We start from the raw sequence: 26,064 nt of genomic DNA, 5'->3' as shown, positions 1-26,064 counted from the left end.
CTGCAAAATGTTAAGACTCCGATCGAATCCTGGTGTCAAGTAGAACAGTATCGCGGTTAAAAGTTTTGCCATCTGAACAAGTGAAAGGGGTCTTTTTGGCACGAGAAAATTTGAACGATCTTACGGCTTTTATTGTTGTCGCACGTTTGCAGAACTTCACTAAAGCTGCCGCGCAGCTTGGTATATCGCAATCCGCGTTGAGCCATAGCCTGCGAACGCTTGAAAGCCGGCTTGGTGTGAAACTTCTTACCCGAACAACACGCAGTGTCTCACTCACGACAGTCGGTGAGACAATGCTGAATGATATCGGGCCATACATCGATGGCATTCAGGATAAATTGCTGTCCCTGAAGGATTTGAGTAATCAACCCGCAGGCTGCATTCGTATATCAACATCGGATTACGCCATTAATACCCTGATTTGGCCCAAAGTTCGTCAGTTTTTACGCGATTACCCGGAAATTCAGCTGGAACTTATTGATGACTATACGCTTACTGATATTGTCTCTGGTCGTTTTGATGCAGGAATCCGCTTTGGGGAACAAATCGCCAATGGGATGGTATCCGTTAAGATTGGGCCAGATGTTCGTTTTGCTGTTGTCGGTGCGCCGGAATACTTTGCGAATCATGATAAACCGCAACAGCCTAACGACCTGCTCAAACACAGCTGTATCAATTTACGCTTTCCAACCCATGGGAATTTGTATGCGTGGGAATTTGAGAAAGAAGGTAAGGGGATTAATGTTAAAGTGCAGGGGCAACTCATATTTAGCCGGATCTACCAAATATTAAATGCTGCTATTGAAGGCTATGGCCTGGCTTATGTCCCACGGGATATTGCCCAGCAATATCTCGATTCAGGGGCGCTGATCAGCGTGCTTGACGACTGGTGTCCTTACTGGGATGGCTATTATATCTATTATCCAGGACGCAGACAGCCTTCAAAAGCCTTTAGTTTACTGCTTGATGCATTGCGGTTTTATAAATAATGACATTGAAAAGACCTGCCTGGTGAAATATCTATTTTTAATTTAAATCGTGAGTGTTGACCTTTTTATTCAATAACCTTATGGAGTTTATGATGCCTAAGAAAAAAACTGCTGCATTTTCACTATCATTTGGCTTGTTGTTTTCGTTATCGGCACTGGCTAATGAGATGCCAGCGATGACGATTTCTAAAAGTGGCAGCCGTGATTTTATTCAGGGACCACAGGAAAACTTCACCGGCCGGGTGTGGGTTGATCCCCTGTTCAGGCCTGTTGCTCCTCAACGTACGTCAGCATCGGTAGTCACCTTTGAGCCGGGAGCCAGATCGGCATGGCACACCCACCCGTTGGGCCAGACGCTGGTGGTAACGGCGGGTACTGGATGGGTGCAGGAATGGGGAAAAGAGAAGAAAACAATCCATGCCGGTGATGTGGTGAGCTGCCCTCCTGGCGTCAGGCACTGGCATGGCGCAACGTTGACAACCAGCGTTTCCCATATCGCTATTCAGGAAAGCAGCAACGAAGGAACCAATGTTAACTGGCTGGAAAAGGTTGGAGACGCACAATATCTCCAGTGATAGCGGGTATTCACCCGTCATCAGTCACGGGATGGGTTCAGCTACCAAAGGCGTGACTGCACAGGTCAGGCACGCCTTGAACCGGTGAGGGTAATCAGAGTTCCTGGCTGGTGGGGCGATAAAGGATTTCGTTAATATCCACTTCCGCAGGCTGACAGATAGCAAATTCAACAACGCGAGCAAAAGAATCCGCGCCTACGGCATGCTGTTGGTAGAAATTACGGATACCCTGGCCAATGTCTTTTTCCGTAATATGATCGGTCAGTTCGGTTGCAACGGCGCCGGGCGAAATAATGGTGGTGCGCAGATTCCATGCTTTCACTTCAGAGCGCAGCCCTTCGCTGATAGCCCGGACGGCATGTTTGGTAGCGCAATACACTGAACCCGCTGGCGTCACTTTATGGCCTGCAACGGATGAGACATTAATGATGTGGCCGCTTTTTTGCGCCTGCATATAAGGCAGCGCGGCAGCGATGCCATACAGTGTCCCTTTTAAGTTCACATCAATCATATTGTCCCATTCATCCGTTTTCAGGCTGTCGAGGCGTGATTGCTGCATCAGCCCGGCGTTATTGAGCAACACATCAATACGACCAAACTTATCAACCGCTGCCTTAAGCAAGGCTTCAACCTGTGCTTTACGCGTCACATCCGTGGCGACGGCGATGGCGATACCACCTTGTTTTTCAATATCGGCAACCAGTGATTGAAGGCGCTCTGCACGGCGGGCACCCAAAACAAGAATGGCACCCAGCTTACTCAGGTGGCGTGCAGTACATTCGCCCAGGCCACTGCTGGCACCAGTGATAACAACCACTTTATTTTTAATACCGTTACTCATTGGTCTATCTCCGTAATGTGGATAATGAAATGGTATCGCCACCATCAATATATTGGGAATGCCATTTCTCAGGATAGTGTTATGAGTAATTCTCACAAATGAATGAAATAATAATGATGAACAATGAGTGATTAATAGAAGCGGATATTTATGCTTAATCAGGCTGTCCTTCGACAATATAAGTACGTGAATTACCTGAGCGATGACGGATTGGAATGATTTTCTGATACCCTGCAGAATTGTACCAGTCCTGTGCCTGTTTTAAGCTGTCAAATTTGATGATAACCAGTCGCCCCTGTGCACCGAAGCCTTCTTTGACATCCAGTACTCCGCCACGAACAATAAAGCGTCCGCTATAAGGTTTAAACGTCGATTCAACCTGTTCGCTATAGGGTTTGATTCCTTGCGGATCCGTGGCCTGAAATTCAGCAACATAATAAGCAGGGCGACTCGCCATGGCGTGAGCTGTCATGGACGCCATCACCAGAGCAGACAACATTATTTTTTTTAACATGCAGTATTCTCTTGTTAAGTGAATAAATAATTATCGATTAATTTATGCATAATTCAGAGGCGATATCAGCGCGTCCACACCTGTTTATTGTCTTTAGTCTGAGGCGTATTTTGTGCCATGATGCCGGAAAGGTTATGTGGCAAATAACATTCCTCAAGGAAGATGATTTCTTCTTCGCTCAGGGCGAGCTCCACCGCTCTTACTGCACCCTCTATATGGTGCTTTTTCGTTGCGCCCACTACAGGGGCAGTCACTTTTGTTAATAACCATGCGAGAGAAATTTCCGTCATTGAGATATGATGACGGGCGGCAAGTTCAGCCACGCGGTCAATGATTATCTGGTCTTGCCCGGCGGTTTTATCGTATTTGCCTTTCGCATAATCATCTTTGGTTGCTCGCTGGGTTTGTACGTCGCTTTGGCGGGAAAGGCGTCCGCTCGCCAATGCGCTGTAAGGCGTCATGGCGATATTGTCTTCATGGCATAATCCAGACAGTTCGCGCTCGTCTTCACGCATAATCAGGTTGTAATGACTTTGCACCGAAACGAACGGGGTCAGACCCTCGCGTTCAGCCAGCGCATTTGCTTTGGCGAGCTGCCAGGCATAACAATTGGAAATGCCAATGGCACGGACTTTCCCAGTGCGGACGGCACGATCCAGGGCTTCCAGCACTTCCAGAACCGGCGTGTTATAGTCCCAGATATGGTAGATATAGAGATCGACATAATCCATGCCGAGATTGTGCAGGCTGGTATCGAGTGATTGGGCGATAGCCTGCTGGCCGCTTATCCCGTCGGCAATTTGTTTTTTTGTTCGTGGCAGGAATTTGGTGGCAACCACCACTTCATCGCGTTTAGCCATATCGCGCAGGGCTTTGCCGACATAACGTTCACTCGAACCCAGTTGATAGGCAATGGCGGTATCATAAAAATTGATGCCGTTTTCCAGACCATATCGAATGATATCGCGGCTTTCGGTTTCTCCCAGTGTCCAGTTATGCTGTCCAATGGTGGGATCACCAAAGCCCATACATCCCATACAGATACGGGAGACCATCAGGTCGCTATTACCAAGTTTGGTATATTGCATTGCATAATCTCCGACATTTCTTTCGTTACGCTAGCTGAAATTTCTCCAGATCGGAGGAAATCATTTTTGGGATAAACTCACGGATTTCATAATTGGCCAGATCGGGATAATAAGAATCCTCGCTGAGAATAGTCTCCAGCTCACTGTGGCTTTCAGTGCTGGCAATGATAATACCCGCACGTTCCCGATCAGCATAAGGGCCGATCATAACGAACTTGCCTGCATCGAAATATTTTTTAAACCAGGCGGCGTGTTGCGGAAAAAGACTTTCGTGCTGTTCTGCACTGATCTCTGCATTAACAGTTATATTGATGATGTACATTTTATTCCACCATTTAATGGATGTTTATTAATTCAGGCAGCCATGCTTTTGATGAAGCTAATCAAACGCGAGGCATGTTCTTTTGCAACAATCATCTGCTCAGCCGTTTTAGCTTCGTCACGGCCAGCGTAACTGATGCCACAGGTATAAATCGGAGCTTGCAGCTCAAGATTGCACAACGCGGCCGTGGTTTTGAACTGAATTAAATAATCCTCAAGATCATGCCCGAAAAAGCCTTCAGGTGAGTACAGTGACTGTGGAGCTCCCGTGGTAAATGACAGGATGAGTTTTTTACCATTAAGTTGCGCCGTTGAACCATGGGCAAAACCGTGAAGAAATACCTGATCAATCCATAATTTCATTAAACCGGGTACTGAATACCAGGAAAAAGGAAATTGCCAGACGATCACATCTGCTTTTAACAACGCGGCCTGTTCTGCAGCGACATTAATCTGATAACCCGGATAAAGTGTATCCAGATAGCGAATTTCCACTCCGGGCAGGGCAGCGGCAACTTCTTTCAGGATGGTGGCATTCCCGACAGACTGCGCCAGGTCCGGGTGACCGGAAATAATTAACACATTTTGCATTTTTGATTCTTAACAATGAGTTGGTTGAATGGTGTCCAGTATAGGTCGGGTGTGTTCTGTTTTTTAGAGCATCAATAGCTTAAAGACTATTAGCCACTGGCTAATAATCTTTTTACTTAAACTGGCGTCTGTAATACCCGGCCGATGGCATGAGAAAGCGTTAAATCATCGGTTTTTCCCACGAACCACGCGTATCTACGCCGGTCGCAGCCGCAAGCCGCTCAAGCGTGGAGACCTCATCGGCAGTCAGATGGAGTGATGCTGCTTTTGCTGCGTCGAGGACATGATGGACTTTGGTTGCTCCGATGATTGGCAATGTTCCTTTGAAAATTGCCCAGGCTATTGCCACCTGTGCAGCATTGGCTTCCCGGGTTTCGCCGATGGCCTGCATTGCCGCGGTTAATTTTTCCAACTGCGGTAATATCTTGTTGTAGGTCTCGGCACGGCCACTACCGGAAGGCATAGGGTTGCGGGTATTGTACCGGCCACTCAGGGCACCCTGTTCCAGCACCATATAGGAAAAGAAGGTAATGGCATTCTGGTTACAGTAATCAAGAATTCCCGCATCTTCAGATGAACGATAAAGCAGACTGTAATGATTTTGTACGGCAGACACGGCGAATCCTGCTGCCTTAAGGATGTCATTAGCGCGCATGATTTGTGCCAGACTGTGGTTGGATACACCAACGCGTTGGACCTTGCCACTTTTTAGTAGCGGAATAAGTCCGGGAGTCCATTTTTCAACATCTGCAGGATTATGAATCCAGTAAATGTCGATATCCGCTACGCCAAGGCGCGTTAAGCTTTTGTTCAGCATATCTTCGACGGGATTTATTGCCTGCTGATCCACAATCTGCGGTGTGAATTTTGTCGATAATACGATTTGCTCACGCGGATATTGGCGTACGAGTTTCCCCAGTGCAGCCTCCGAACTGCCCATGCCGTATACGGCGGCGGTATCCCATAAATTCAACCCTTCCTGCATTGCTGATTCAAATACAACTTTCATTTGATCGTCAGTCAGGTGGTTGCCAAATACGGTATCGCCTCCGGCAAATCCCGTGCCCCAGGACCAGGTACCTAACGCAATTTTTGGTAATTTTTTCATTTCGCTATTCTCTCTCGAATAAGAAGAGTGCCTGTGATACAGCGGCCCCCACTCCGTGAGCGGAAGTTGTATTTTGCCCGGTGATTAAACGTCCACCGATAATAATATTTTCAGACCAGTTTGGTGACGGGTGATGTTTTGCACCATGTTCAACCAAAGCGTTTTCAAGCAGGAACGGAACGATATCGTTATCTTGAACTTCGTCTTCTTCCCGGTTTGTAAAAGCCGTAACGCTTTTACCGTTCACAAGGTATTCACCGTTACCCAGTTTGACGTCTACCAGGGCTGCCGGTCCGTGACAAACCGCTGACACGTTAGTCACGGGAAGTATAAATTCGCTTTTCCCATCAGATTAGGTCATCCTTGACTCAAAGATTTTTAGCCTGCAGTTAATAATGGTCAGGTGCATTGCATCAGGATGAAGTAATGAACAACGTGATTTATAGCCAGATACGTATTTTCCAGAGCATTGCCCGGGAGGGCAGCATTTCCGCAGCGGCGCGGAAGTTGGGTATCACGCCGCCATCGGTAAGTAAGGCGTTGAAGTTGCTGGAACAATATACGGGGCATCCGTTGTTCATTCGCACCACCCGTCGCATCGAATTGACCGATGCGGGCCAGCAGCTATTGCAGCAGACGTCACAGGCCGTCGAATCACTGGAAACCGCGCTGGAAAATGTCCGGGACCTTAATCAGGTGCCATCCGGACTGGTACGAATCACCCTCTCACGATTTGCGTATGTGCTTATTCTCAAACCCTTTATGGCTGAGTTCTGCCAGTGTTATCCAGAAATACAGCTTGAGATATCCGTGTATGACGGAACGATCAACATCATTGATGAGAAGTATGATTTGGGGATTCGATTTGGCGACATCCTTGATGGGGGCGTGGTTGCCCGCCAGTTGATGAAACCTTTCCGTGAAGGCTTGTACGCTTCGGACGCATATCTTAAGGAATATGGTATGCCGCAAGTCCCTGCAGATCTTCAGCAGCATAAATTGATAGGGTATCGGTTTATCACCAATAACCGTATTCTGCCGCTGATTCTGGAAGAAAAGGGCGAGCAATTAACGGTGGAAATGCCGTTTCAGTTAATGAGCAACGATATTGATGTTATGGCAGATGGAATACGTAATGGCCTCGGGATTGGCAGAATTTTCGAACCCGTATATGAACTGCTCTCTGATAAAGAAAAATTCGTACCGGTGATGAAACCTTTTTGGAGAACCTATCCGCCCGTGTATTTGTATTACCTGAAAAGCGCAGGGAAAACAAAAAGAATCAAAGTGCTGGTCGATTTTCTCTTAAAGAAAATGCATTGAGGCGAGGAATCAAAGCTTCAAACAAAAAAAGGCCGCCCCGGGGCGACCTCCTCTGATACTTCTTCTAACAACTCGCTGTTATTTGTACAGTTCAGCAGTCATATGCACGAAGTTATTGTTGCTGGCTTCGGTGATTTTATAATGTGCGCCCTGTTGTGCTGCCTGAGCAGCGATTTGCGCTTCAGCACCATCCAGAGTTAAGTCAGAAGCAGTGACGCTCTGAGCGAAGCTACCGAATGACATCAGAGAAAGAGTGGCGACAGCGGCGATAGACATTGCTTTGATAGTTTTCATGGTCATTTCCTTAGTTTATTTGGGTGGGAGACTGTGTGCCTCCGATGGGGATAATGATAACCATGGTGACTATTGCAATATTATCAATAAATGTTGCAATTGTTAACATGCTAACTATTGCGGTGATAGGCAACGTCGATTGGCAGCATTAAGGCTGGATGCCATGCGGGAAAACTCCGTTCAGACTTTCCACATCATATTTATAGCTTCCAGTGCTTAAAATATTCTTTAACGTTTTCTGGCGTCGCCAGTAACAGCTTTGGCAGCGGAATCTGTTCGTACATTTTTTTGTAGCTTTTTCGGTTTCCGGGAGTGACTAAGGTGATGTGTTTTATCATGTCCCATTTAACATGTTCCCTGCCAATTTTAAGACCACCCACTCTCGGATTTGCTGAGTAACATCTGTGGATGTAGCGCAGCAGGCTAATATGGGTTGGCAAATCAAGCAGAATTAAACCCGTCGCGCGTTCGAGGCGCTCCGGAATACATTTTTTGTAGTTACCATCCATAACCCATTTTTCCTGACTGATTGCATCAGAATGCAGGCGTAGAAACTCTGCATTGTCTCGCGGTACCCAGTTTGAGTCAGGCATGTGATAAAGCCTGTCAAGGTGAATGGCGGGCAAGGATGTTTTGCGTGCTATTGCCTCAGCAAGCGTGGACTTTCCGCTGTTTGATGGCCCCATGATGCATATGCGTGGGCCGAGCCCTTCTAATGGAATGATTGTATTCATACGTTAACCTCAGGCATTTCCTTATGATTTTCTGAGAAATTGAAGACGCTATCGTTGATTTTCGTTCGCGGGATGAGACCGACTGGTGTTCTCCCGTTCCGGTATCATTTGAACAATAGCAGACGCAGTCAATAACGAATTGGTTTTTTCTTATTGAAACATGAATTTATAAGAGCAGTGACTGACACGGGCTCGCATGATCAACTATGCTGGCAGAAAAGATAAGTGAGGAAAGTATGAGAGACTTGCTTGAGCTGATTGCAGATTTTTTTATCTACTGGCCGACGGGCAATAAAGACAAAACCTTAAAGAAAAAGAGGGCGTCAGAACTGCAATATCGCCCGGTTTGTAAGATCGTACAGAGTGAGTTTACCGGCGAAAACGTTAAGGAGCAGGGAGATTCAGCAAAGAATCGATGATCGTCACAGCCGTAATATCGTCCCCAATTGAATAATACGGAAATATCGGGGCCGATTTCCCGATTAAATTTCATTCAGTTTTTTTGAATCATTTCAGCAAATCCCTCAGCTTTTACTCGCCGGGTTACAGGTCTATTCTTTCTCACATCGGGGCACAACGCCCCACCTACTAAAAACTATCTCTGAGGAATTGACCATGAAATCTATCAAAAATTTCGTTGCAGTTGCGGCCCTGTCACTGGTTTCTTTCGGCAGCTTCGCACAGAGCATCACCGCTTCCGCTTCAACCCTGGATGGCGCAGAAGCCAAAATCGCCGCTCAGGCTAAACAGGCTGGCGCTTCTTACAAAATCACCGGTGCACGCGTGGATAACGGTGCTTACCTGTCAGCTGAACTGACTAAATAAACGGTTAACGCGGGAAGTAATGATTAGCCAGATCACAATGATCGCACTAATTATCAATATCGAAACAATAACTATGGTTATTATTACTTCCATCGAAGGCGCACAGCCTTCTAAACAGACAAATTAAGGATTAAGACCATGAAAACTATCAAAGCCATGTCCATCGCCGCTGTCGCTGCTCTTTCACTGATGTCATTTGGCAGCTTTGCTCAGAGCATCTCCGTAACCTCCTCAACTCTGGACGGGGCGGAAGCAAAAATCGCTGCTCAGGCAGCACAGCAGGGCGCGCAGTACAAAATTACTGAAGCGAACACCAATAACCGTGTTCACATGACCGCAGAACTGTACAAATAACGGATGGTCGTACAGGGAAGTGCCGGAAAAGGTCGCCGCAAGGCGGCCTTTTTCGTATGTTTGACTACAGTTCTTCAGGACAGTGACGTTTGAAACCTACTCTCAGGTCTTCAAGACTAATTTCAGAAAAACGCTCCAGGAGAAGTTGTTCAGCCTCATCCAACACATTACCCAGTGCCTGATTAACCGAAGCTTCAACAGCGCATTCCGGGTTTTCATCTCCTCCGCCGATAGCAAAAAGATGCTTAGCGCCCACCGCACGATAGATATCAAGCAGACTGATACCCTTGAGATCACCGGCAATACGCCAGCCGCCATGGTGGCCTTTTACCGCGGAGACAAAACCCGCATCGCGTAACCCAGCCAAAGTGCGTCTTACCACAGCGCTGTTCGTTCCAAGCATCATGGCAATTTGTTCCGAGGTATAAACTTTGTCGTGACACGCCATGTGCAGTAAAACGTGCAGTGTCCGGGAAAGCTTGTTGTCCTGACGCATTTCAATTCTTCTCTCCGATTACATTCATGTATCTTACAATGTTACATGAGATTGACAACGGCAAATATCATGTGATTTTATAAGTTACATGAAAGGACCGCAGCGTGATGTTCGCGGAAAAAATAGCAACCGTTGATGTAAAAGGAACCAGTAATGACTCCCGAGTTATCTTCAAATATCTCAACCTGCCTGATGATTGCCCTGGCATCTGCCAGTCTGTCGATGACAATTACCCAAACCGAACTTTTTGCACCGTTACGGGCATGGACAGCACGAAAAAGTGGCATGCTGGGGCATCTTTTTAGTTGTTTTTACTGCATGAGCCACTGGATGGTTGCGGCGGGTATGTTGTTCTACCGGTCGACACTTTTGCATAGTGACATCGGGCTGGTCGATTGGCTGGTGACCGCTTTTGTCGTGCTGACAGTCACTACATTTATCAATGGGTTATTGTTTAAAGTTTTTCAGGCTGCGGTTCGCACTCATGTAATGAAACATGAAGCGCAACAAACACTGAACTCACACAAGTAGTGGTATCGTTGCGTAAATTTCATAATTCATCTTTTCTTGACAGCCAGACCATGTGCAGTTAAAAAGGAAATGATCATTTCCTAAATGTGGATTAGCGATGAAATCACTTTCCCATGCAGATACTGCTCAGCCCTCACGGGGACGGCCACGGGTTTTTGACGAGGAGAAATTTCTTGACGGGGCTATTACGCTCTTTCGCAGCCGGGGATTTAGCGGCGTCAGTATCACTGACATTACCGCAGCCACGGGCCTCACGACGGGTAGCATTTACAAAGCCTATCAGGATAAAGAAGGTGTCTTCGCCAGAGCTTTGGAGCGCTATGTGTCACTTCGTGAAGAGAGCCTGAAATTACGCCTTGAAAAAGCTGCTAACGGCAAAGCCAAAATTGCAGAACTGCTGCGAGATTATGCTGAGCTTAGCCAGGGAAGAGACGGCAAACTGGGTTGTATGGTGGTTGCCGGTGTCACTCATATCGACCAGCTTGGCGCCGTTGCCGGTAATTTAGAAGATCAACTTGCCAGGCGCAAGGCTGCCCTTGAGGCCCTGATTGAACTGGGTAAACAGGATGGTTCCATTGCTATGACAACTAACGTGCATGCTGCTGCTGAAGTGATCCTGGCGTTACTGCAAGGGATGCGTGTGATTGGCAAGGCCTCGACTTTGACCAATGATGGCGACGGCTTCGTGGCTCAGGCACTAAAGCTACTGGAGTAAGTCCTGTTGATGTTCGTCATTGTTGCCATCCTTGCCGGAGCGATGTTGCCGCTCTGCTGCTGGCTGGCAGTATGCTTTTACTGTAGGAGTCCGTTATGTCTGGTTTCATACCCCCTGATGCGCCCGATGGTTTTAGCCATCATTTTATCCGTGTAGAGGGTCTGCGTTTTCATTATGTTTCTGGTGGACGCCAGGATGGGATTCCGCTGGTATTACTGGCGGGGTTCCCCGAGAGCTGGTTTGCCTGGCGTCATGTGATGCCATATCTGGCAGACAAATACCGGATTGTGGCTGCCGATTTACCAGGACAAGGTGACACAGACAAACCCCTTTCCGGTTACGACACCAGAACGGTAGCCACGCGACTGCATCGCTTCGTCTCTGCGTTAAACTTAGGCTCATACTTCCTGGCCGCACATGATGTAGGTGCCTGGATCGCCTTTCCCTACGCGATGATGTTCGGCGAGGAAATACGGGCTCTCACCTTGATGGATGCGGGTATTCCAGGGGTATCGTTACCGGACAAACTGCCGTCGTCTTCCGACAAATCATGGAAGACCTGGCACTTTTCCTTCCATGCTGTAGCAGACCTTCCGGAAGCATTGCTCGCAGGACGTGAGCGTATTTATCTGGAATGGTTTTTTCGCGAAAAAACGGCCAATCCCGGTTGTTATGGCGAAGCCGAAATTACGGAGTATGAACGTTTGCTCAAAGCACCGGGTGGATTGCGCGCTGGACTTGAGTTTTACCGGGCGCTCTCTTTATCAGCGACACAGAACGCTGAACTTGCCAGAGAGCGACGCCTGACGATGCCGGTGCTGGGGCTGTCTGCTGACCAGGGGTCCATTCCTGATATGGCTGCAACGCTGAGAGCATTTGGGGATGATATTCATAGTCAGCAGATTGCGGATTGTGGTCATTTCCAGCCAGAGGAGCAACCCGAAGCCGTTGCCAGCGCCCTGAAACGTTTTTTTGACCAATACATGGATTGAATCGCGACGGATGAGCCAGAAGCCTCGTTGCTATTTTGGCTCAGCATTGTGGAAGTTGGCCTGTTCCAGAAATGCAAAGGAATGACAGGAAGAATGATGCAAACCACGTAGTCATGCGACTTTTCAGCAACAAATACTCCTGCTCTCCCAGACTGAACGAAACCTGCGTGCGATTTTTACCATCACGTATCTTTTTTTACCGGAATGTTCGCAGATGCACGTTTCCTGTCATCTTATTCTTTCTCCCCGCCAGCCTAAAAAATAATTAATCCAATAAATATAAATAACTTACAACGTTAAAATACCCTTTTTTATAGGCTCATTAAAAACTGGTCCCTGCTTTGCATTTTCCTCTTGTACATGACTATACGGGCTTTTCTTAATTTTTCTTATCAAGAGGAAGCATCATGACACGCAAGCTGGCTATATACGGCAAAGGAGGGATCGGTAAATCGACGACGACGCAGAATACCGCCGCCGCACTTGCCTGGTTCCACGGTAAAAAAGTATTTATTCATGGTTGTGACCCAAAAGCAGATTCCACCCGTCTTATTCTCGGTGGCAAGCCACAGGAAACGCTGATGGATGTGCTGCGCGATCAAGGGGCCGAAAAAATCACCAATGAAATGGTGGTGAAAACCGGCGTATTTAATATTCGCTGCGTTGAATCAGGCGGCCCGGAACCAGGCGTCGGTTGTGCCGGTCGAGGCGTCATTACCGCGATTGATTTGATGGAGGATAATAAAGCCTATACCGACGATCTCGATTTTATTTTCTTTGATGTGCTGGGTGATGTGGTATGTGGCGGGTTCGCAATGCCGATTCGTGACGGTAAAGCGCAGGAAGTTTATATCGTGGCATCGGGCGAAATGATGGCGATTTATGCGGCGAACAATATCTGCAAAGGGCTGGTGAAATATGCCAAACAAAGCGGAGTACGCTTAGGTGGCATTATCTGTAATAGCCGCAACGTAGACGGTGAGAAGGAGTTTCTGGAAGAGTTCACCGCCGCTATAGGCACCAAAATGCTCCACTTTGTACCGCGCGACAACATCGTTCAGAAGGCGGAATTCAACAAGAAAACCGTGACCGAATTCGACCCGAATGCCAACCAGGCGCAGGAATACCGGGAGTTAGGGCGCAAGATTATCGAGAACGAAGATCTGGTCATCCCGCGCCCCCTGACAATGGATCAACTGGAAAAAATGGTCGTCAAATACGGTTTTATGGATTGATGCCCGCTCATTAACTCTGGTCGATATATTTATCATCACTCCCGGAAGAGGGATTCACTATGCCTTATCATGAGTTTGAATGCAGTAAATGTATTCCGGAACGAAAACAACATGCGGTCGTTAAAGGCCCGGATGAAGATATAACCTCTGCACTACCATTGGGGTATTTAAATACCATTCCGGGAACCATTTCTGAACGGGGATGCGCCTATTGTGGTGCAAAACACGTTATCGGTACGCCGATGAAGGATGTTATTCATATCAGTCATGGGCCGGTCGGTTGTACTTATGACACCTGGCAGACGAAACGTTATATCAGCGATAACGATAACTTTCAGCTGAAGTATACCTTTGCCACCGACATGAAAGAGAAACACATCGTATTCGGTGCGGAGAAGGTTTTGAAGAATAATATTATCGAAGCATTTGATGCACATCCCAATATCAAGAGAATGACCATTTATCAGACCTGCGCCTCTGCCCTGATTGGTGATGATATCGCTGCCATTGCACAGGAGGTGATGGATGAGCGTCCCGATGTTGATATTTTCGTCTGTAATTCACCGGGCTTTGCGGGTCCAAGCCAATCCGGTGGACACCACAAAATCAATATTGCCTGGGTGAATCAAAAAGTTGGCACGGTTGAACCGACGATCACCAGCGATTATGTCATCAACTATGTGGGTGAATATAATATCCAGGGCGATCAGGAAGTGATGGTCGATTATTTCAAACGGATGGGAATCCAGGTACTGTCCACCTTTACCGGCAACGGTTCCTATGATGATCTGCGTGCGATGCACAAAGCACATTTGAATGTACTGGAGTGCGCCCGTTCAGCGGAATATATCTGCAACGAATTGCGCGTGCGCTATGGCATTCCACGTCTGGATATTGACGGCTTTGGCTTTGAACCGCTGGCGGATTCCCTGCGCAAAATTGGCCTGTTCTTCGGTATTGAAGACCGTGCCCAGGCGATTATCGATGAGGAGGTAGCCCGCTGGAAACCTGAGCTGGATTGGTACAAAGCGCGGCTGAAAGGCAAGAAAGTGTGTTTGTGGCCGGGGGGTTCCAAGTTGTGGCACTGGGCACACGTTATTCACGCCGAAATGGGTGTCGAAGTGGTATCGGTTTATACCAAGTTCGGCCATCAGGGGGATATGGAGAAGGGCATTGCCCGTTGTGAAGCCGGTGCGCTGGCGATCGACGATCCCAATGAGCTGGAGTCGCTGGAAGCCATGTACAAACTCAAACCGGATGTCATTTTCACCGGTAAACGCCCGGGTGAAGTGGCGAAAAAAATCCGCGTGCCCTATCTCAACGCCCATGCTTACCACAACGGACCCTACAAAGGGTTTGAAGGCTGGGTGCGCTTTGCACGCGATATCTATAACGCCATCTATTCTCCCATTCATCAACTGGCGAAGCTGGATATCAGCCAGGATGAAATTCCCACCGAGCAGGGTTTTTCCACTGCCCGCATGTTGTCAGACGTCAGCCTTAGCGACGAGATACGTCATCACGACACCTGGCGCGAATACACCGGCGGCTACGACAGCGTCAGCAAATTACGCGAGCGTGAGTATCCCGATTTTTCCGGCTCGGCACCGAATCAACAGGAGGCGGTATGACACAGGATGAACAGGTGGAACTGATGGTGGATTACATCATGAAGCATTGCCTGTGGCAGTTTCACTCCCGTAACTGGGATCGGGAAAAACAGAATGCCGGGATTTTGGGCAAAACACGGCAGCTGCTCTGTGATGAGTCGGTTGAGTTGGGCACACCTGCCGATCGCTGCTACTGGGTGGATGCGGTGGTGCTCGCCGATGCGTACCGCACCCGTTTTGCCTGGCTGCAGGCGATGAGCCACGAAGCGATAACGACATTGATGACGGCGCTGCACCAGCGCCTTGATTACCTGACAATCACCGGTTCGCTGAATGCCGAACTGACGGATAAGCGTTACTAAAGGGGGGTTGACCATGTCTTGTGAATTGAAAGCGAAAGACCGCACTGGGGTGATCAACCCCATCTTTACCTGCCAGCCTGCGGGTGCGCAGTACGTCAGTATCGGCATCAAAGATTGTATCGGTATCGTCCATGGCGGTCAGGGCTGCGTGATGTTTGTCCGCCTGCTCATTTCTCAGCATCTGAAAGAGAGTTTTGAAATTGCGTCGTCGTCGGTACATGAAGACGGGGCGGTGTTTGGTGCATTGGATCGCGTAGAACAGGCGGTCGATGTGCTGCTGATGCGCTATCCCCACGTTAAGGTTATCCCGATCATTACCACCTGCTCGACTGAGGTCATCGGGGATGACGTTGACGGCGTAGTCCGCAAACTCAACGAAGGATTGTTGCAGGAGAAGTATGCCGGGCGCGAAGTGCACCTGATCCCGATCCACACCCCGAGTTTTGTCGGCAGTATGATCAGTGGCTACGATGTGGCGGTGCGCGATATCGTCAAATATTTTGCGCGTAAAGGGGAGCCCAACGGCAAAATTAATCTGATCACCGGCTGGGTGAATCCTGGCGATGTGACGGCGCTGAAGCACCTGTTGCAGGCCATGGATATTGATGCCACGGTGTTATTTGAAATCGAAGATTTCGACTCACCGCTGATGCCGTCCGGCAATACGGTGTCGCACGGTAACACCACCATTGCTGATCTGGTCGATACCGCCAACGCCAGCGCGACCCTTGCCCTTAATCGTTATGAAGGGGCGAAAGCGGCGCGCTATCTGGAGGAATCCTTCCAGGTCCCGGCGATGATCGGCCCTACGCCTATTGGCATCCGCAATACCGATACCTTCCTGCATAACCTGAAAACGTTAACCGGTAAGCCGATCCCACCGTCGCTGGTGCGTGAGCGTGGTATTGCGCTTGATGCGCTGACCGACCTGGTCCATATGTTCCTTGCCGATAAAAAGGTCGCAATTTATGGCAACCCGGATCTGGTGGTGGGGCTGGCGGAGTTTTGTCTCGATCTGGAAATGAAACCGGTGTTGCTGCTGCTGGGTGACGATAACGCCACCTATAAAAGTGATCCACGTATTCAGGCGTTGCAACAACAGGTGGATTACAGGATGGAAATCATCACTAACGCTGACCTGTGGGAGATGGAAAAGCGTATTACTGACGGCGAGCTGGAGCTGGATTTGATCCTCGGTCATTCCAAAGGGCGCTTTACCGCGATTGATAACCAAATTCCGATGGTGCGTGTTGGTTTCCCCACCTATGACCGTGCCGGGCATTACCGGCACCCGGTGGTGGGCTATGCCGGGGCGATTTGGCTGGCGGAGCAGATGGCAAACACCCTGTTTACCGATATGGAATACAAGAAAAATAAAGAGTGGATCCTGAATGTCTGGTAACCCGCTACCCCGGCTTCTAATCACAGGATAACGCTATGACTCAGTTATTGTTCGAAAGTGATGAACAACGCTTTACCCGTTGTTACGAACATGCGTTTGGCTACCATCGTCGCGCCCGGTTGTTGGTGCAGCAGTCCCGTTCACCCAGTCTGGTGTTTAACGTTGCTGCCATTGCGGTGGAGTGCTACCTGATTGCGCTTTGTTTGTTGCATGGTGAAATGCCGTTCAACCATAACTACCGCAGCCTGCTTGCCAGCGCAGAGGAAAAAAGCACCTTTAGCGAGACGCTGCGCAGCAACATTCTGGCACTGGATACGATTTTTGGTATCTGCTCGGTGGATGACTACCACCATGGAACGCCAGATGAAGATGACAAACTCCGCATTCTGGCGGTGTGTGATGAGCTGGATGCGTTGATTAATCGCGAACGGCACGATGCCACCTGGAGGACGCAGTGATGAGCAGCACACCATTAGCCCATCCGCACGGTGCAATGCGACGCGAAGAGCGGGAGATTACCGATCCAGCGCAGATAGACGCGGTTTTGCAGGAGGGGCGCGTGATGTATATCGCCCTGGCCTGCGAGGATATGCCGTTTTTGCTACCGGTGTTTTATGTCTGGGATGGCACAGCACTATGGTTTCATTCGGCACGTAGCGGCAGCAAGATCGACATGATGAAGCGTAACGCCAATATCTGTTTTGCCGTCTCCAGCTATGGCGGAATCATCGAGGATCCGCTGGCATGTAATTTTGAGGCGCGGCATCGCACAGTGATTGGTCTGGGTAAAACCTATTTTGTCGATGATGACAGCGAAAAAGTGACCATGCTGCACCGGCTGATGGCGCGTTTTAGCGATAAAACCTTCACCTTCCCAGCCGCTAACCTGACAGCGACGCAGGTCATCCGCATCGATATTACTTCGCTGAAAGGTAAACAACACGGCTATTGAACCCGGGGGAGACCATGAAGATTGCCGTTTTTCTCAATGAACAGGGTGTGATCGCAGCGCTAACCGAACCGGGTACGGTGATGTTGTACACCCGCGAAAACCAACACTGGCGTATGTGTCGAGAGATGCCATTTACCCTTGCCGGGACGACATCGCTGGCGGAGATCCGCCAGCACACGCTGGCAATGCTGGCGCTGATGCCGGAGTGCCGCCATTTTATTGCCCGGGAGATCCATGGCGCGCTACTTGCCTGGTTCGATGGCTTGGGACTTACCATGTGGCAATCTGCGGGTACGCCCGAGGTCGCGCTAAACCTCATCGCACAGCAGCTGCCAGCGCCCTCTGAGCCGGTAGCGCAGTTGCCTCAGGCGTTTGTTCATGTGGGACCCAATCCGGGAGAATTTTATGTCGATCTGATTGCTGCCTTGCGCTGTGGCGGCAGCCATACCTCAAAGCAATTGCTGGTGCCGCTGATGCAACAGGAAAGTTTCACGCGCCTGGAGATTCGCTGCGACCATGTGCCGAAGTGGTTCGACCGTCTCGCTGAGTACCAGCTGTTTGTGGTCAGCGACCGTGCACCTGATGGAAATTTGCAGGTGGTGGTCAGTAAAAAGGTTCCCTGAGGTACGAAATACGACACCACTGTTCCAAAAGGAACAACGATTTCGCTTAGGTGGAACGCGTTATTGTTTTTTATGTTCATTTATCAAACCGTTATGTATCGCGGTTTTTTATCTGACATGGCGCTGATTTTGCACCATCAGTCAAATGCGGTGATGCCGTAAACCGCATACCTTGCCGTGGTTCGCCTTTGTGCCTGATGTCGGATTTACCGGGAGAAACGTGATGCGCCATGAGAAAAGAGGCCTTGCTGTGAGTAGCAGGTTGCCGCCAGTGCTGTCATTCAGTTGTCGTCTGGGAGAATGTCGCTCCGAATTAATGCCGTTGTTGTCGGAAGTGAGCAACGTGGTGAGCGCCGGTGGAAGCTTATCGCGCACGTTAAAGCTGGTGCTGGAATTGATGCAAAAACACATGCAGGTGATTCGGGGCATGATCACTTTATACGATGCCAACAACGATCAGATTTATATCCATGAAAGCTACGGGTTATCACCTGAGGAGGCAGAGAAGGGCGTGTATGCGCTGGGGGAAGGGGTCACCGGCAAAGTCATTGAGACCCGCCAGCCGATAATTGTGTCGCATATTGCTGACGATCCGTTGTTTTTAAATCGCACCGGCAGTTGGGATAAACAGCGCGACGGGCAGCATTCCTTTATCTGCGTACCGATCATTCGTGGCTCAAAAGTCATGGGTACGATCGGTATCGAGCGGATATACAACAATACCCAGCTGCGTTTTCTTGATTTGGAAGTCCTGCGCGTGATTGCTGCCATTATTGCTCAGGCGGTTGAATTACACCTGCTGGAACGCGCGCACCAAAAAATCACCCAGGCACATAGCTCGCTGCTGGCTAATGGCCAGTTCAAGCCGGATAACATCATCGGCAACTCGCGGGCGATGCAGTCCGTGTACCGCATGATGGCGAAGGTGAGCCATGCGCGCACCACGGTGCTGATTCTGGGGGAGAGCGGCGTAGGCAAGGAGCGCGTTGCGACGGCCATTCATCAAAACAGCCCCTGTGCCGGAGGGCCATTCATCAAGTTTAACTGCGCCTCACTGCCGGAAAGTGTGATTGAATCTGAACTGTTTGGTCATGAGAAGGGGGCCTTTACCGGTGCCATCTCGCGTCGTGCCGGGCGTTTTGAAGAAGCGGATGGCGGCACCATTTTTCTCGATGAAATCGGGGAATTGTCTCCTTCTGCGCAGTCCAAGCTGCTGCGGGTCATACAGGAGCGAAGTTTTGAACGGGTAGGCAGCAACGAGACCTTACGCGTGAATGTGCGCATTCTTGCCGCCACGCACCGCGATCTTCATGAAATGGTGGTACAGGGAACGTTTCGGGAAGATCTCTATTATCGACTGAACGTGTTTCCTATCACCATTCCCCCGTTGCGCGAACGTGGCAACGATATCCTGATTCTGGCGGATTACTTCAATGCCTGCTTTTCCCGTGAACAGGGCGTGGATCTCCCCGCCATCGCGACACCGGCATTGAATATGCTGCTTAATTACGAATGGCCGGGGAATGTTCGTGAGCTGGAGAATGTCATGGAACGGGCAGTGTTATTAGCGGATGAAGGCATTATTCACAGCTACCATTTGCCGATTAATCTGCAGCCGATCATTGAGCATCTTACCGAGCAAGAAGGGCTGGAAGCACGCCTGGCGCAGGTGGAATATGACCTGATTGTGGATGCAATGACGACCTTTCAGGGCAACGTTTCCCGCGCTGCGGCACATCTGAATATCACCCGGCGAGCGCTGGGACTGAGGCTGGATAAATATCAGCTCAACTACAAATCTTATCGCGGCAGAGTGTGATAATGATTACTACACCCTTCAGCGCCGTCTGATGCTCAGTTACCGCCATTTCGATAATCCCGGTTATCTCTCACGCGTTTCCTCACTGGATAAAGCTATTGCCACTGAAGGTGTTCGTGCGGTGGCATCGCGCGTTTACAACCCGAAAAATCTGGTGATTTACACCGTACTGCCGCAAGAGACGAAATCATGAAGAAGAAGCTGGCCACGGTGTGGCAACTCAGCCGGGCACCCGTCTTTTGCTCCCACAGAGAGCCTATATCGGACAGGGTAAATTGCGTTAGGTTCTTTGCTATCCGTAACAGCCCGATCCTGACTCGGAAAAGCTGGCACGATATCTCATCACTGATGGCTTACCGGTATCTGCAGGAAAACAGCCACGTTATTGTTGGCGCGCTGGTGGGTGGTGCTGCTGGATAATCTCAGGAGCGCAGAAAAATGAATATTGATACCGCAGGAACAGGTTCGCTGATCATTATTCTGGTGATGGCTGTGGTCACTCTGGTAACCCGCTGGGCGGAAGTTTACATTATGTCATTGGTGCCGATCGGTGACAGGGGATAACGGTGCGCGTATGGCATTGCTGACTACGACAATTATCATGTTGTTGCTGAAAAAGCCGTTACCGGCGTTCAGTTGCGGTATCGTCGCGGCAGCTTTAATCAGGAACTTTTAGTTATTCTCACGTAATGGGGATCGCAGTGAAGACGTATCCATACTCAATTGTTCTGATACCAGGTTACATGCTGGATGAGACACTCTGGGATGAATTCAGAAAACACCTGCCGCAACAATGGTCCGTCTTTGACGCATCACTGGCCGGTGGCAAAACGATCAGGGAAATAGCCCATGCTATTGCCGATCATCTCCCGTCCAAATTCGTACTGATTGGTTTCTCGCTGGGTGGATATATTGCCAGGCAGCTGGCCGCGGATTTTCCGGACCGGGTGGAATCATTAGTGATCATCGCCAGTTCCCTGCGCGAAGATACCGAACAGCAGATGGAGTCAAAACAGCAAGCCATACAAGCGCTCTCCGCATCAACTTTCAAAGGATTGAGCCGTATATCGATCACCAAATCACTGCATCCGCATAATGCATCGGATACAAAGCTGATTACGCATATTAAACAGATGGGATGCCGTTTGGGTTACCAGGCGTTTGTCGAACAATCAACACTACGCCGCACTGACGTTCCGGCAGCAACCATCCATTGTCCTGCACTGGTTATTGCGAGTGCTAATGATGGTCTTCGCTCCCTTGATGAAGCGAGCGAATTAGTTGCCGCGATACCCGACGCCTCACTTCAGATTTTTGACAGAAGTGGGCACATGATCCCATTGGAGCAGCCTGAAGATCTGGCTCAAACTATTATCCATTGGCTGAGGGTGTCGGAATCGAATCAGGAGAAAGTTGATATAAAATAAAACAGTTATGTGGGGAGTTAACCCCACATAACTGTCAGCAATAATTAAGACTGAAACGTAATTAAATCAGGAAGTCATCCAGTGATTTACCGCTGTCGATAGCAGCTTTAATCGGAGCGGGGGTACGTCCCTGACCAGTCCAGTTTTTTTCCTGGCCGTTTTCATCGGTATATTTGTACTTAGCAGGACGCGGCGCACGTTTGGCACGCGGTTTACCAGCGCCTTGCAAGGCTCCCAGTAATTCATTGGGATCAATACCGTCTTCCAACAGTAATTCACGATATTTGGCCAGCTTTTCTGCTTTCTCGCGAACGGCTGCTTCTTCAGCATGGCTTTCTTCACGACGCTCAGCCACAACCACGCTGAATTTCTCAAGCATTTCTTCCAGATCAGCCAGAGCCAGTTCACGTGCCTGGGCGCGCAGTGTACGAATATTATTTAACGCTTTAAGTGACTCACTCATGGAGATCTCCAAAATCTGAGTTGTTAATTGTATGAAGAAGGTATCTTTTAAAAATAGTTTACAGCCGTAAACTGAGTATATACATACACAGCATTACTGAAAAGTAAAACATGGAGGTTAATAAAAAAGAAGTTAATTTGTGTCTTTCATGCACAACAATATTTTTTAACAACTGCGGAGACTTTGATCATCGTGCAATTTTTCAGACAAATATTAATCTCAGCGCACAAAAAAATATTTACTTTTGTTATTTTCCACCATTTCGCAGAGAACACAGCACCCGTGTAATCGAGCAGATAATTTATGTGCGAAATGATTACATCCCATTGCCCTCTGCGAGCCAGGAAATGCTGAATGTCGATGAGCGATCAATGAGAAAATACTGTGCTTAAAGCTCATGCCGTATTCCTGAGCGGCATAGCGGTTATGCGGGTGGACGCGTTTCTGGCATTAACTCATCTCTTTATGCTTTCCTCATCATTCAATGAGAGAGCGACAAATGAACACATTATTTACCCCCATCACTGCTGGAAAACTGCGTCTTCAGCATCGTGTCGTTATGGCACCGGCAACGCGGATGCGCACCGATATTGGCGGCATCCCCGGTGATTTAATGGTTGAGTATTACCGGCAGCGCGCCAGTCAGGGTGGGCTGTTGATTGCCGAAGCTACCGCAATTTCACCTTTCGCCAATGCGTATGCCGATGCTCCCGGTATCTTCAATGATGCTCAGACTGCGGGGTGGAAACGTGTGGTGGATGTCGCACATACCCGGGGGGCCCAGATTGTGCTGCAACTATGGCATCCTGGACGGCAGTCGCTACCGGAACTGTCAGAGGGACATCAACCCGTCGCACCTTCTGCTTTGCTGGCGCGCGATACTTACGGCGTGGGTAAAAATGAAGACGGTAGTTATGAGGGAAAATTGTTCCCTGAACCCCGATCGCTGGATACGCACGAAATCGACGAAATCATAGAAGAATTTCGTCTTGCCGCGGTCAGGGCAAAGTCTGCGGGTTTCGACGGTGTTGAACTTCATGCAGCGAACGGATACCTGCCCGAACAATTTCTTCTGGACGGCAGTAACCACCGTCAAGATGAGTGGGGTGGGAGCCGGCCAAACCGTGCACGCTTCCTGCTGGAAGCTGTTTCAGTGCTGACAGACGTATGGGGAGCGGGTCGGGTGGGGGTGCGTATTTCGCCCAGCGGTATTTATGGTGATATGCACGATACCGATCCGGCGGCGACTTTCAGTTATCTGGCCGGGAAGCTAAATGACGCCGCGCTCGCCTATCTGCATATTATCGAGCCTCGGATTGTCGGGCCTGAAGATCGGGAGACGGGTTACTACGCTGAACCCATTGCCAGTCGTCAGCTACGGGAGTTTTATCACGGCATCATTATCGCAGCAGGAGGCTTCAAGCCTGAAGCTGCTGAAAAAATGCTGGATGCGGGTGAGGCTGATTTAATTGCGTTCGGCAGGTTGTTTACCTCGAACCCTGACCTGCCAATGCGAATCAGGAATGGGTACCCGCTGGCACCTTATCAGCGCGATACCTTCTTTGGCGGGGACGCCCGGGGATATACTGATTTTCCAGCCTATGCGAAATAATTAATAAGGGCAGCCAGATGGCTGCCCTTATCTGTGGGCACTACATCTGAGATACCCCTATCGAAGCGCCGCCATCGACATACAGCGTCTGTCCGGTAATAAACCCCGCCTCTTCTGATAACAGGAAATGAATAGCAGCAGCAATTTCATCAGGTTTCCCGAAGCGTTTCATTGGGACACTGGCGAGATAGCGTTGCTCACCTTCACTGCCCGGCGCATTGCTGGCGCGGAACAGCTCCGTCTCAGTCGGGCCAGGTGCGACGGCATTCACCGTTATGCCCCGCGTAGCCAGTTCCAGCGCCCAGCTGCGGGTAAAGCTGACTAATGCAGCCTTGGCGGCAGCATATGACGTTCGCTGAGGCACGCCGAGTACCGTCAGGCTGGCAATATTGATAATCCTGCCCCAGCCGCGAGCCTGCATACCCGGCAAGGCAGCCTGAGCCGCTAGCAGCGCGGGATGTAAGTTAACCCTCAGTACCTCATCGAGTACGTCAGGTGTCACATCCGGCATTAACTGTGGGCGCACCAGGCCAACGTTATTTATGACTCCGTCGAGAGTAAATTCAGCATTTAAGTTGCGCATCTTCAGCTGAACTGCCGGAGTATCGGCGAGGTCAAGCGTGATGAAATGGCCGGGATAACCCCGCTCAGGGGCGTGACGGGCAATGCCTATCACGGTGTGCCCTGCCGCAGCCAGGCGTTGAGATAATGCGTAACCAATACCTTTGCTGGCGCCGGTAATGAGAAATGTTCTTTGCGGATTCATAGCATCCTCCAGTAGATGGAACGACAAAACCGGCGCAGTGATCTGCGCCGGAAAAAGAATGGATCCTGGGATTGAGGTTAAGACGCAGATGCTGCCTGTAAAGCCACATCGGCAGCACTGATCCCTTCCAGCGCCAGACCGTAACCCGCTCCTTCATCAATGATGCGACGCAATTTTTGTGTCAGGGCGATACGGGTATAACGGCTTGTCAGTGGTGGCAGGGCGGCAAGCGATTCTGCCAGCTGATGGGCGCGTGCCAGCAAGGTGTCACGCGGTAAAATCTCATTCACAACGCCCCAGTCTTTTGCTGTTGCTGCATCCAGCTCCTGACGCGTCAGCAGAAAATAGCGGCCACGCACGCTGCCTATCACTTCAGGCCACAGCAGGTTGACGCCGTCTCCCGGCACAATGCCAAATTCGAAATGAGGCTTGTCCTGAAATACGGTATCGGGTGTTGCCAGCACGATGTCAGAGAGCAGTACGTATTCTGAATGCAGACGTACCGGGCCGTTTAATGCCGCAATCACCGGTACTTCAATATCCAGCAGATTCATCAGTACCTTTTTGCCTTCGCGATAGATTTTGTCGTAGCCACGAGGCGTGAAGAAATCGAACCCGTCCGGGCTGATATTTTCCATAAAGGCATTGCCTGCCCCTGTCAGGATAACCACGCGGTTATCCGGGTCGGCACCGATCTGATGAAACAGTTCGACAAATTCTTCGTGCGTATGGCCGTTAAACAGCAAAGCGCCACCATCGGTGTGAAACATTACTTCCAGTACACCGGTGTCTGTGCGGGTAAGGCGCGCATTGTTGAAGCTGTTACGGTAATTTTCGAAACGGGACATAGTTATTTTCCTTCCGGGTTATCAGGATTCGATTAAGGCGTTCAGTTTTGCGACAGCACGCATGACTGCGGGACGTGCAGATACGGCTGCAAACCAGCGGGTGAGGTTAGGGAGTGTTTCGAGACTGACGCCAGCAAATTCACGTCGCCACATCCACCCGTAATGAGCGATATCAGCGATGGTGTATTCATCACCTGCAAGCCAGGAGGTTTTAGCAAGCTGGCGCTCCAGCAGGCTGGTGACCCTGATGGCTTCAGCGTTAAAACGTTGCTGTGCCAGTGGCTGGGGTTCACTGGCAAGCCGGGTGAAGAATCCGGCCTGTCCGAATGCCGGACTGACCGCCGAGGCATGGAAAAAAAGCTGCTCAAAAACCCTGGCGCGGGGCAATCCCGATGAGGGAAGCAGCAAGGCGTGCTTCTCAGCCAGATAAACCAGAATGGCCGCTGACTCACTCAGCACCGTATCGGTATTGTGGTCAAACAGAACCGGTACTTTGCCGTTGGGATTCAGTTGCAGAAAGTCATGATGTTTTTGCTCACCCTGGTGAACGTTAATAGGGTGCAGTTCCCACGGTTGCTCAAGTTCTTCCAGCAGGATGGCGGGTTTAATGCTGTTGGGTGTGGCGAAGGCGTAAAGTTCGTACATAGTCTGGCT

At 49.7% G+C, this 26,064-nt stretch carries 34 protein-coding genes and 2 pseudogenes; 22 read left to right on the top strand and 14 right to left on the bottom strand.

Annotated elements, in window-relative coordinates; translation table 11 throughout:
- Positions 1-95: 95 nt before the first annotated feature.
- Positions 96-989: a LysR family transcriptional regulator gene (locus AC6I8X_RS27060; RefSeq protein ID WP_497841803.1), complete on the top strand. Its 894-nt coding sequence runs from the start codon at positions 96-98 to the stop codon at positions 987-989.
- A gap of 92 nt (positions 990-1,081) precedes the next feature.
- On the top strand, positions 1,082-1,564 hold the full coding sequence (locus AC6I8X_RS27055; RefSeq protein WP_497841967.1) for a (R)-mandelonitrile lyase: 483 nt from the start codon (positions 1,082-1,084) through the stop codon (positions 1,562-1,564).
- 94 nt (positions 1,565-1,658) lie between these two features.
- Here AC6I8X_RS27055 and AC6I8X_RS27050 read toward each other — a convergent pair whose 3' ends face one another.
- The 7 genes and pseudogenes from AC6I8X_RS27050 to AC6I8X_RS27020 form a co-directional block, all read right to left on the bottom strand.
- Positions 1,659-2,405: an SDR family oxidoreductase gene (locus AC6I8X_RS27050; RefSeq protein ID WP_497841802.1), complete on the bottom strand. Its 747-nt coding sequence runs from the start codon at positions 2,403-2,405 to the stop codon at positions 1,659-1,661.
- Between the two features lie 154 nt (positions 2,406-2,559).
- Positions 2,560-2,919, bottom strand: a complete 360-nt coding sequence (locus tag AC6I8X_RS27045; RefSeq protein ID WP_299451873.1) for a DUF1330 domain-containing protein — start codon at positions 2,917-2,919, stop codon at positions 2,560-2,562.
- A 65-nt stretch (positions 2,920-2,984) separates the two neighbouring features.
- Positions 2,985-4,007, bottom strand: coding sequence for an aldo/keto reductase (locus AC6I8X_RS27040; protein ID WP_313686083.1), 1,023 nt, complete (start codon positions 4,005-4,007; stop codon positions 2,985-2,987).
- 25 nt (positions 4,008-4,032) lie between these two features.
- Positions 4,033-4,329, bottom strand: coding sequence for a YciI family protein (locus tag AC6I8X_RS27035; RefSeq protein WP_084878981.1), 297 nt, complete (start codon positions 4,327-4,329; stop codon positions 4,033-4,035).
- A 32-nt stretch (positions 4,330-4,361) separates the two neighbouring features.
- Positions 4,362-4,919, bottom strand: a complete 558-nt coding sequence (locus tag AC6I8X_RS27030; protein ID WP_313686080.1) for an NAD(P)H-dependent oxidoreductase — start codon at positions 4,917-4,919, stop codon at positions 4,362-4,364.
- Positions 4,920-5,079: 160 nt separating this feature from the next.
- Positions 5,080-6,027 (bottom strand): aldo/keto reductase, encoded by a 948-nt coding sequence (locus AC6I8X_RS27025; RefSeq protein WP_313686078.1) that lies wholly within the window; start codon positions 6,025-6,027, stop codon positions 5,080-5,082.
- A gap of 4 nt (positions 6,028-6,031) precedes the next feature.
- A pseudogene (locus AC6I8X_RS27020) lies at positions 6,032-6,340 on the bottom strand (type 1 glutamine amidotransferase family protein); the annotation flags it as partial.
- A gap of 113 nt (positions 6,341-6,453) precedes the next feature.
- Here AC6I8X_RS27020 and AC6I8X_RS27015 point away from each other — a divergent pair.
- Complete coding sequence (locus tag AC6I8X_RS27015; protein ID WP_313686076.1) at positions 6,454-7,350, top strand: LysR family transcriptional regulator; 897 nt, start codon at positions 6,454-6,456, stop codon at positions 7,348-7,350.
- 78 nt (positions 7,351-7,428) lie between these two features.
- Here the strand turns inward: AC6I8X_RS27015 and AC6I8X_RS27010 are convergent, their stop codons facing one another.
- Both AC6I8X_RS27010 and AC6I8X_RS27005 read right to left on the bottom strand, forming a co-directional pair.
- Positions 7,429-7,644, bottom strand: coding sequence for a YdgH/BhsA/McbA-like domain containing protein (locus AC6I8X_RS27010; RefSeq protein ID WP_299451863.1), 216 nt, complete (start codon positions 7,642-7,644; stop codon positions 7,429-7,431).
- A gap of 200 nt (positions 7,645-7,844) precedes the next feature.
- Positions 7,845-8,378 (bottom strand): P-loop NTPase family protein, encoded by a 534-nt coding sequence (locus AC6I8X_RS27005; RefSeq protein ID WP_497841801.1) that lies wholly within the window; start codon positions 8,376-8,378, stop codon positions 7,845-7,847.
- Between the two features lie 206 nt (positions 8,379-8,584).
- On the opposite strand from AC6I8X_RS27005, the gene AC6I8X_RS27000 reads away from it, so the two are divergent.
- From AC6I8X_RS27000 to AC6I8X_RS26990, 3 genes are all read left to right on the top strand, one after another.
- Complete coding sequence (locus tag AC6I8X_RS27000) at positions 8,585-8,797, top strand: hypothetical protein (RefSeq protein ID WP_497841800.1); 213 nt, start codon at positions 8,585-8,587, stop codon at positions 8,795-8,797.
- A gap of 196 nt (positions 8,798-8,993) precedes the next feature.
- The gene (locus tag AC6I8X_RS26995; protein WP_497833531.1) at positions 8,994-9,203 is read left to right on the top strand and encodes a DUF1471 domain-containing protein; all 210 of its coding nucleotides are present in this window, start codon (positions 8,994-8,996) and stop codon (positions 9,201-9,203) included.
- 138 nt (positions 9,204-9,341) lie between these two features.
- Complete coding sequence (locus AC6I8X_RS26990; protein WP_084878987.1) at positions 9,342-9,557, top strand: YdgH/BhsA/McbA-like domain containing protein; 216 nt, start codon at positions 9,342-9,344, stop codon at positions 9,555-9,557.
- Positions 9,558-9,621: 64 nt separating this feature from the next.
- Here AC6I8X_RS26990 and AC6I8X_RS26985 read toward each other — a convergent pair whose 3' ends face one another.
- Positions 9,622-10,053: an Rrf2 family transcriptional regulator gene (locus tag AC6I8X_RS26985; RefSeq protein WP_313690166.1), complete on the bottom strand. Its 432-nt coding sequence runs from the start codon at positions 10,051-10,053 to the stop codon at positions 9,622-9,624.
- A gap of 153 nt (positions 10,054-10,206) precedes the next feature.
- Here AC6I8X_RS26985 and AC6I8X_RS26980 point away from each other — a divergent pair, with 153 nt between their 5' ends.
- The 15 genes and pseudogenes from AC6I8X_RS26980 (at position 10,207) to AC6I8X_RS26910 (ending at position 21,721) form a co-directional block, all read left to right on the top strand.
- On the top strand, positions 10,207-10,584 hold the full coding sequence (locus tag AC6I8X_RS26980; RefSeq protein ID WP_497841799.1) for a DUF1360 domain-containing protein: 378 nt from the start codon (positions 10,207-10,209) through the stop codon (positions 10,582-10,584).
- Between the two features lie 97 nt (positions 10,585-10,681).
- Positions 10,682-11,299 (top strand): TetR/AcrR family transcriptional regulator, encoded by a 618-nt coding sequence (locus tag AC6I8X_RS26975; RefSeq protein WP_497841798.1) that lies wholly within the window; start codon positions 10,682-10,684, stop codon positions 11,297-11,299.
- A gap of 95 nt (positions 11,300-11,394) precedes the next feature.
- Positions 11,395-12,291 carry an alpha/beta fold hydrolase gene (locus AC6I8X_RS26970; RefSeq protein WP_497841797.1) on the top strand — a complete coding sequence of 299 codons (897 nt, stop codon included), beginning with the start codon at positions 11,395-11,397 and terminating at the stop codon, positions 12,289-12,291.
- A 407-nt stretch (positions 12,292-12,698) separates the two neighbouring features.
- Positions 12,699-13,526: a nitrogenase iron protein gene (nifH, locus tag AC6I8X_RS26965; RefSeq protein WP_084878990.1), complete on the top strand. Its 828-nt coding sequence runs from the start codon at positions 12,699-12,701 to the stop codon at positions 13,524-13,526.
- Positions 13,527-13,585: 59 nt separating this feature from the next.
- Complete coding sequence (anfD, locus tag AC6I8X_RS26960; RefSeq protein ID WP_497841796.1) at positions 13,586-15,157, top strand: nitrogenase iron-iron protein, alpha chain; 1,572 nt, start codon at positions 13,586-13,588, stop codon at positions 15,155-15,157.
- Positions 15,154-15,498 (top strand): Fe-only nitrogenase subunit delta, encoded by a 345-nt coding sequence (anfG, locus tag AC6I8X_RS26955; RefSeq protein ID WP_313683754.1) that lies wholly within the window; start codon positions 15,154-15,156, stop codon positions 15,496-15,498. Before anfD ends, anfG begins: the two co-directional genes overlap by 4 nt.
- A gap of 13 nt (positions 15,499-15,511) precedes the next feature.
- Complete coding sequence (gene anfK, locus AC6I8X_RS26950) at positions 15,512-16,900, top strand: Fe-only nitrogenase subunit beta (protein WP_313683753.1); 1,389 nt, start codon at positions 15,512-15,514, stop codon at positions 16,898-16,900.
- 35 nt (positions 16,901-16,935) lie between these two features.
- Complete coding sequence (locus AC6I8X_RS26945) at positions 16,936-17,358, top strand: hypothetical protein (RefSeq protein WP_497841795.1); 423 nt, start codon at positions 16,936-16,938, stop codon at positions 17,356-17,358.
- Positions 17,358-17,852, top strand: a complete 495-nt coding sequence (locus AC6I8X_RS26940) for a pyridoxamine 5'-phosphate oxidase family protein (protein ID WP_497841794.1) — start codon at positions 17,358-17,360, stop codon at positions 17,850-17,852. The genes AC6I8X_RS26945 and AC6I8X_RS26940 overlap by 1 nt, the downstream gene beginning before the upstream one ends.
- 14 nt (positions 17,853-17,866) lie before the next feature.
- Complete coding sequence (locus AC6I8X_RS26935; protein ID WP_497841793.1) at positions 17,867-18,475, top strand: Fe-only nitrogenase accessory AnfO family protein; 609 nt, start codon at positions 17,867-17,869, stop codon at positions 18,473-18,475.
- A gap of 316 nt (positions 18,476-18,791) precedes the next feature.
- Complete coding sequence (locus AC6I8X_RS26930) at positions 18,792-20,294, top strand: sigma-54 interaction domain-containing protein (protein ID WP_497841966.1); 1,503 nt, start codon at positions 18,792-18,794, stop codon at positions 20,292-20,294.
- Between the two features lie 31 nt (positions 20,295-20,325).
- Positions 20,326-20,487 (top strand): hypothetical protein, encoded by a 162-nt coding sequence (locus AC6I8X_RS26925; RefSeq protein ID WP_497841792.1) that lies wholly within the window; start codon positions 20,326-20,328, stop codon positions 20,485-20,487.
- Positions 20,484-20,714, top strand: a complete 231-nt coding sequence (locus AC6I8X_RS26920; RefSeq protein WP_497841791.1) for a hypothetical protein — start codon at positions 20,484-20,486, stop codon at positions 20,712-20,714. Before AC6I8X_RS26925 ends, AC6I8X_RS26920 begins: the two co-directional genes overlap by 4 nt.
- Positions 20,715-20,732: 18 nt before the next feature.
- Positions 20,733-20,970: pseudogene (locus AC6I8X_RS26915) on the top strand (AzlD family protein).
- Between the two features lie 25 nt (positions 20,971-20,995).
- Positions 20,996-21,721, top strand: coding sequence for an alpha/beta fold hydrolase (locus tag AC6I8X_RS26910; protein WP_497841790.1), 726 nt, complete (start codon positions 20,996-20,998; stop codon positions 21,719-21,721).
- A gap of 61 nt (positions 21,722-21,782) precedes the next feature.
- Here AC6I8X_RS26910 and AC6I8X_RS26905 read toward each other — a convergent pair whose 3' ends face one another.
- Positions 21,783-22,184 (bottom strand): H-NS family histone-like protein, encoded by a 402-nt coding sequence (locus AC6I8X_RS26905; RefSeq protein WP_084879005.1) that lies wholly within the window; start codon positions 22,182-22,184, stop codon positions 21,783-21,785.
- 499 nt (positions 22,185-22,683) lie between these two features.
- On the opposite strand from AC6I8X_RS26905, the gene AC6I8X_RS26900 reads away from it, so the two are divergent.
- Positions 22,684-23,796: an alkene reductase gene (locus AC6I8X_RS26900; protein ID WP_497841789.1), complete on the top strand. Its 1,113-nt coding sequence runs from the start codon at positions 22,684-22,686 to the stop codon at positions 23,794-23,796.
- Positions 23,797-23,836: 40 nt separating this feature from the next.
- On the opposite strand, the gene AC6I8X_RS26895 is transcribed toward AC6I8X_RS26900, so the two are convergent.
- The 3 genes from AC6I8X_RS26895 to AC6I8X_RS26885 all read right to left on the bottom strand — a co-directional run bounded on the left by AC6I8X_RS26895 (position 23,837) and on the right by AC6I8X_RS26885 (position 26,055).
- Positions 23,837-24,562 carry an SDR family oxidoreductase gene (locus AC6I8X_RS26895; protein WP_497841788.1) on the bottom strand — a complete coding sequence of 242 codons (726 nt, stop codon included), beginning with the start codon at positions 24,560-24,562 and terminating at the stop codon, positions 23,837-23,839.
- 77 nt (positions 24,563-24,639) lie between these two features.
- Positions 24,640-25,410, bottom strand: coding sequence for an enoyl-CoA hydratase/isomerase family protein (locus tag AC6I8X_RS26890; RefSeq protein ID WP_497841787.1), 771 nt, complete (start codon positions 25,408-25,410; stop codon positions 24,640-24,642).
- A 21-nt stretch (positions 25,411-25,431) separates the two neighbouring features.
- Entirely contained in the window at positions 25,432-26,055 is a 624-nt protein-coding gene (locus tag AC6I8X_RS26885) for a glutathione S-transferase family protein (RefSeq protein WP_497841786.1), read from the bottom strand.
- Positions 26,056-26,064 lie beyond the last annotated feature (9 nt).

It is taken from the genome of Pantoea sp. X-Soil-TKNS-1280 (assembly GCF_059730475.1).
This window is presented reverse-complemented; position numbering and strand designations above follow the sequence as displayed.

Bases quoted from the DNA above. Each gene is read 5' to 3' on its own strand.
- AC6I8X_RS27055 (WP_497841967.1), top strand. From the start codon at position 1,082: ATGCCTAAGAAAAAAACTGCTGCATTTTCACTATCATTTGGCTTGTTG.
- AC6I8X_RS27050 (WP_497841802.1), bottom strand. From the start codon at position 2,405: ATGAGTAACGGTATTAAAAATAAAGTGGTTGTTATCACTGGTGCCAGC.
- AC6I8X_RS27045 (WP_299451873.1), bottom strand. From the start codon at position 2,919: ATGTTAAAAAAAATAATGTTGTCTGCTCTGGTGATGGCGTCCATGACA.
- AC6I8X_RS27040 (WP_313686083.1), bottom strand. From the start codon at position 4,007: ATGCAATATACCAAACTTGGTAATAGCGACCTGATGGTCTCCCGTATC.
- AC6I8X_RS27035 (WP_084878981.1), bottom strand. From the start codon at position 4,329: ATGTACATCATCAATATAACTGTTAATGCAGAGATCAGTGCAGAACAG.
- AC6I8X_RS27030 (WP_313686080.1), bottom strand. From the start codon at position 4,919: ATGCAAAATGTGTTAATTATTTCCGGTCACCCGGACCTGGCGCAGTCT.
- AC6I8X_RS27025 (WP_313686078.1), bottom strand. From the start codon at position 6,027: ATGAAAAAATTACCAAAAATTGCGTTAGGTACCTGGTCCTGGGGCACG.
- AC6I8X_RS27015 (WP_313686076.1), top strand. From the start codon at position 6,454: ATGAACAACGTGATTTATAGCCAGATACGTATTTTCCAGAGCATTGCC.
- AC6I8X_RS27010 (WP_299451863.1), bottom strand. From the start codon at position 7,644: ATGAAAACTATCAAAGCAATGTCTATCGCCGCTGTCGCCACTCTTTCT.
- AC6I8X_RS27005 (WP_497841801.1), bottom strand. From the start codon at position 8,378: ATGAATACAATCATTCCATTAGAAGGGCTCGGCCCACGCATATGCATC.
- AC6I8X_RS27000 (WP_497841800.1), top strand. From the start codon at position 8,585: ATGCTGGCAGAAAAGATAAGTGAGGAAAGTATGAGAGACTTGCTTGAG.
- AC6I8X_RS26995 (WP_497833531.1), top strand. From the start codon at position 8,994: ATGAAATCTATCAAAAATTTCGTTGCAGTTGCGGCCCTGTCACTGGTT.
- AC6I8X_RS26990 (WP_084878987.1), top strand. From the start codon at position 9,342: ATGAAAACTATCAAAGCCATGTCCATCGCCGCTGTCGCTGCTCTTTCA.
- AC6I8X_RS26985 (WP_313690166.1), bottom strand. From the start codon at position 10,053: ATGCGTCAGGACAACAAGCTTTCCCGGACACTGCACGTTTTACTGCAC.
- AC6I8X_RS26980 (WP_497841799.1), top strand. From the start codon at position 10,207: ATGACTCCCGAGTTATCTTCAAATATCTCAACCTGCCTGATGATTGCC.
- AC6I8X_RS26975 (WP_497841798.1), top strand. From the start codon at position 10,682: ATGAAATCACTTTCCCATGCAGATACTGCTCAGCCCTCACGGGGACGG.
- AC6I8X_RS26970 (WP_497841797.1), top strand. From the start codon at position 11,395: ATGTCTGGTTTCATACCCCCTGATGCGCCCGATGGTTTTAGCCATCAT.
- nifH (WP_084878990.1), top strand. From the start codon at position 12,699: ATGACACGCAAGCTGGCTATATACGGCAAAGGAGGGATCGGTAAATCG.
- anfD (WP_497841796.1), top strand. From the start codon at position 13,586: ATGCCTTATCATGAGTTTGAATGCAGTAAATGTATTCCGGAACGAAAA.
- anfG (WP_313683754.1), top strand. From the start codon at position 15,154: ATGACACAGGATGAACAGGTGGAACTGATGGTGGATTACATCATGAAG.
- anfK (WP_313683753.1), top strand. From the start codon at position 15,512: ATGTCTTGTGAATTGAAAGCGAAAGACCGCACTGGGGTGATCAACCCC.
- AC6I8X_RS26945 (WP_497841795.1), top strand. From the start codon at position 16,936: ATGACTCAGTTATTGTTCGAAAGTGATGAACAACGCTTTACCCGTTGT.
- AC6I8X_RS26940 (WP_497841794.1), top strand. From the start codon at position 17,358: ATGAGCAGCACACCATTAGCCCATCCGCACGGTGCAATGCGACGCGAA.
- AC6I8X_RS26935 (WP_497841793.1), top strand. From the start codon at position 17,867: ATGAAGATTGCCGTTTTTCTCAATGAACAGGGTGTGATCGCAGCGCTA.
- AC6I8X_RS26930 (WP_497841966.1), top strand. From the start codon at position 18,792: ATGCCGTTGTTGTCGGAAGTGAGCAACGTGGTGAGCGCCGGTGGAAGC.
- AC6I8X_RS26925 (WP_497841792.1), top strand. From the start codon at position 20,326: ATGCTCAGTTACCGCCATTTCGATAATCCCGGTTATCTCTCACGCGTT.
- AC6I8X_RS26920 (WP_497841791.1), top strand. From the start codon at position 20,484: ATGAAGAAGAAGCTGGCCACGGTGTGGCAACTCAGCCGGGCACCCGTC.
- AC6I8X_RS26905 (WP_084879005.1), bottom strand. From the start codon at position 22,184: ATGAGTGAGTCACTTAAAGCGTTAAATAATATTCGTACACTGCGCGCC.
- AC6I8X_RS26900 (WP_497841789.1), top strand. From the start codon at position 22,684: ATGAACACATTATTTACCCCCATCACTGCTGGAAAACTGCGTCTTCAG.
- AC6I8X_RS26895 (WP_497841788.1), bottom strand. From the start codon at position 24,562: ATGAATCCGCAAAGAACATTTCTCATTACCGGCGCCAGCAAAGGTATT.
- AC6I8X_RS26890 (WP_497841787.1), bottom strand. From the start codon at position 25,410: ATGTCCCGTTTCGAAAATTACCGTAACAGCTTCAACAATGCGCGCCTT.
- AC6I8X_RS26885 (WP_497841786.1), bottom strand. From the start codon at position 26,055: ATGTACGAACTTTACGCCTTCGCCACACCCAACAGCATTAAACCCGCC.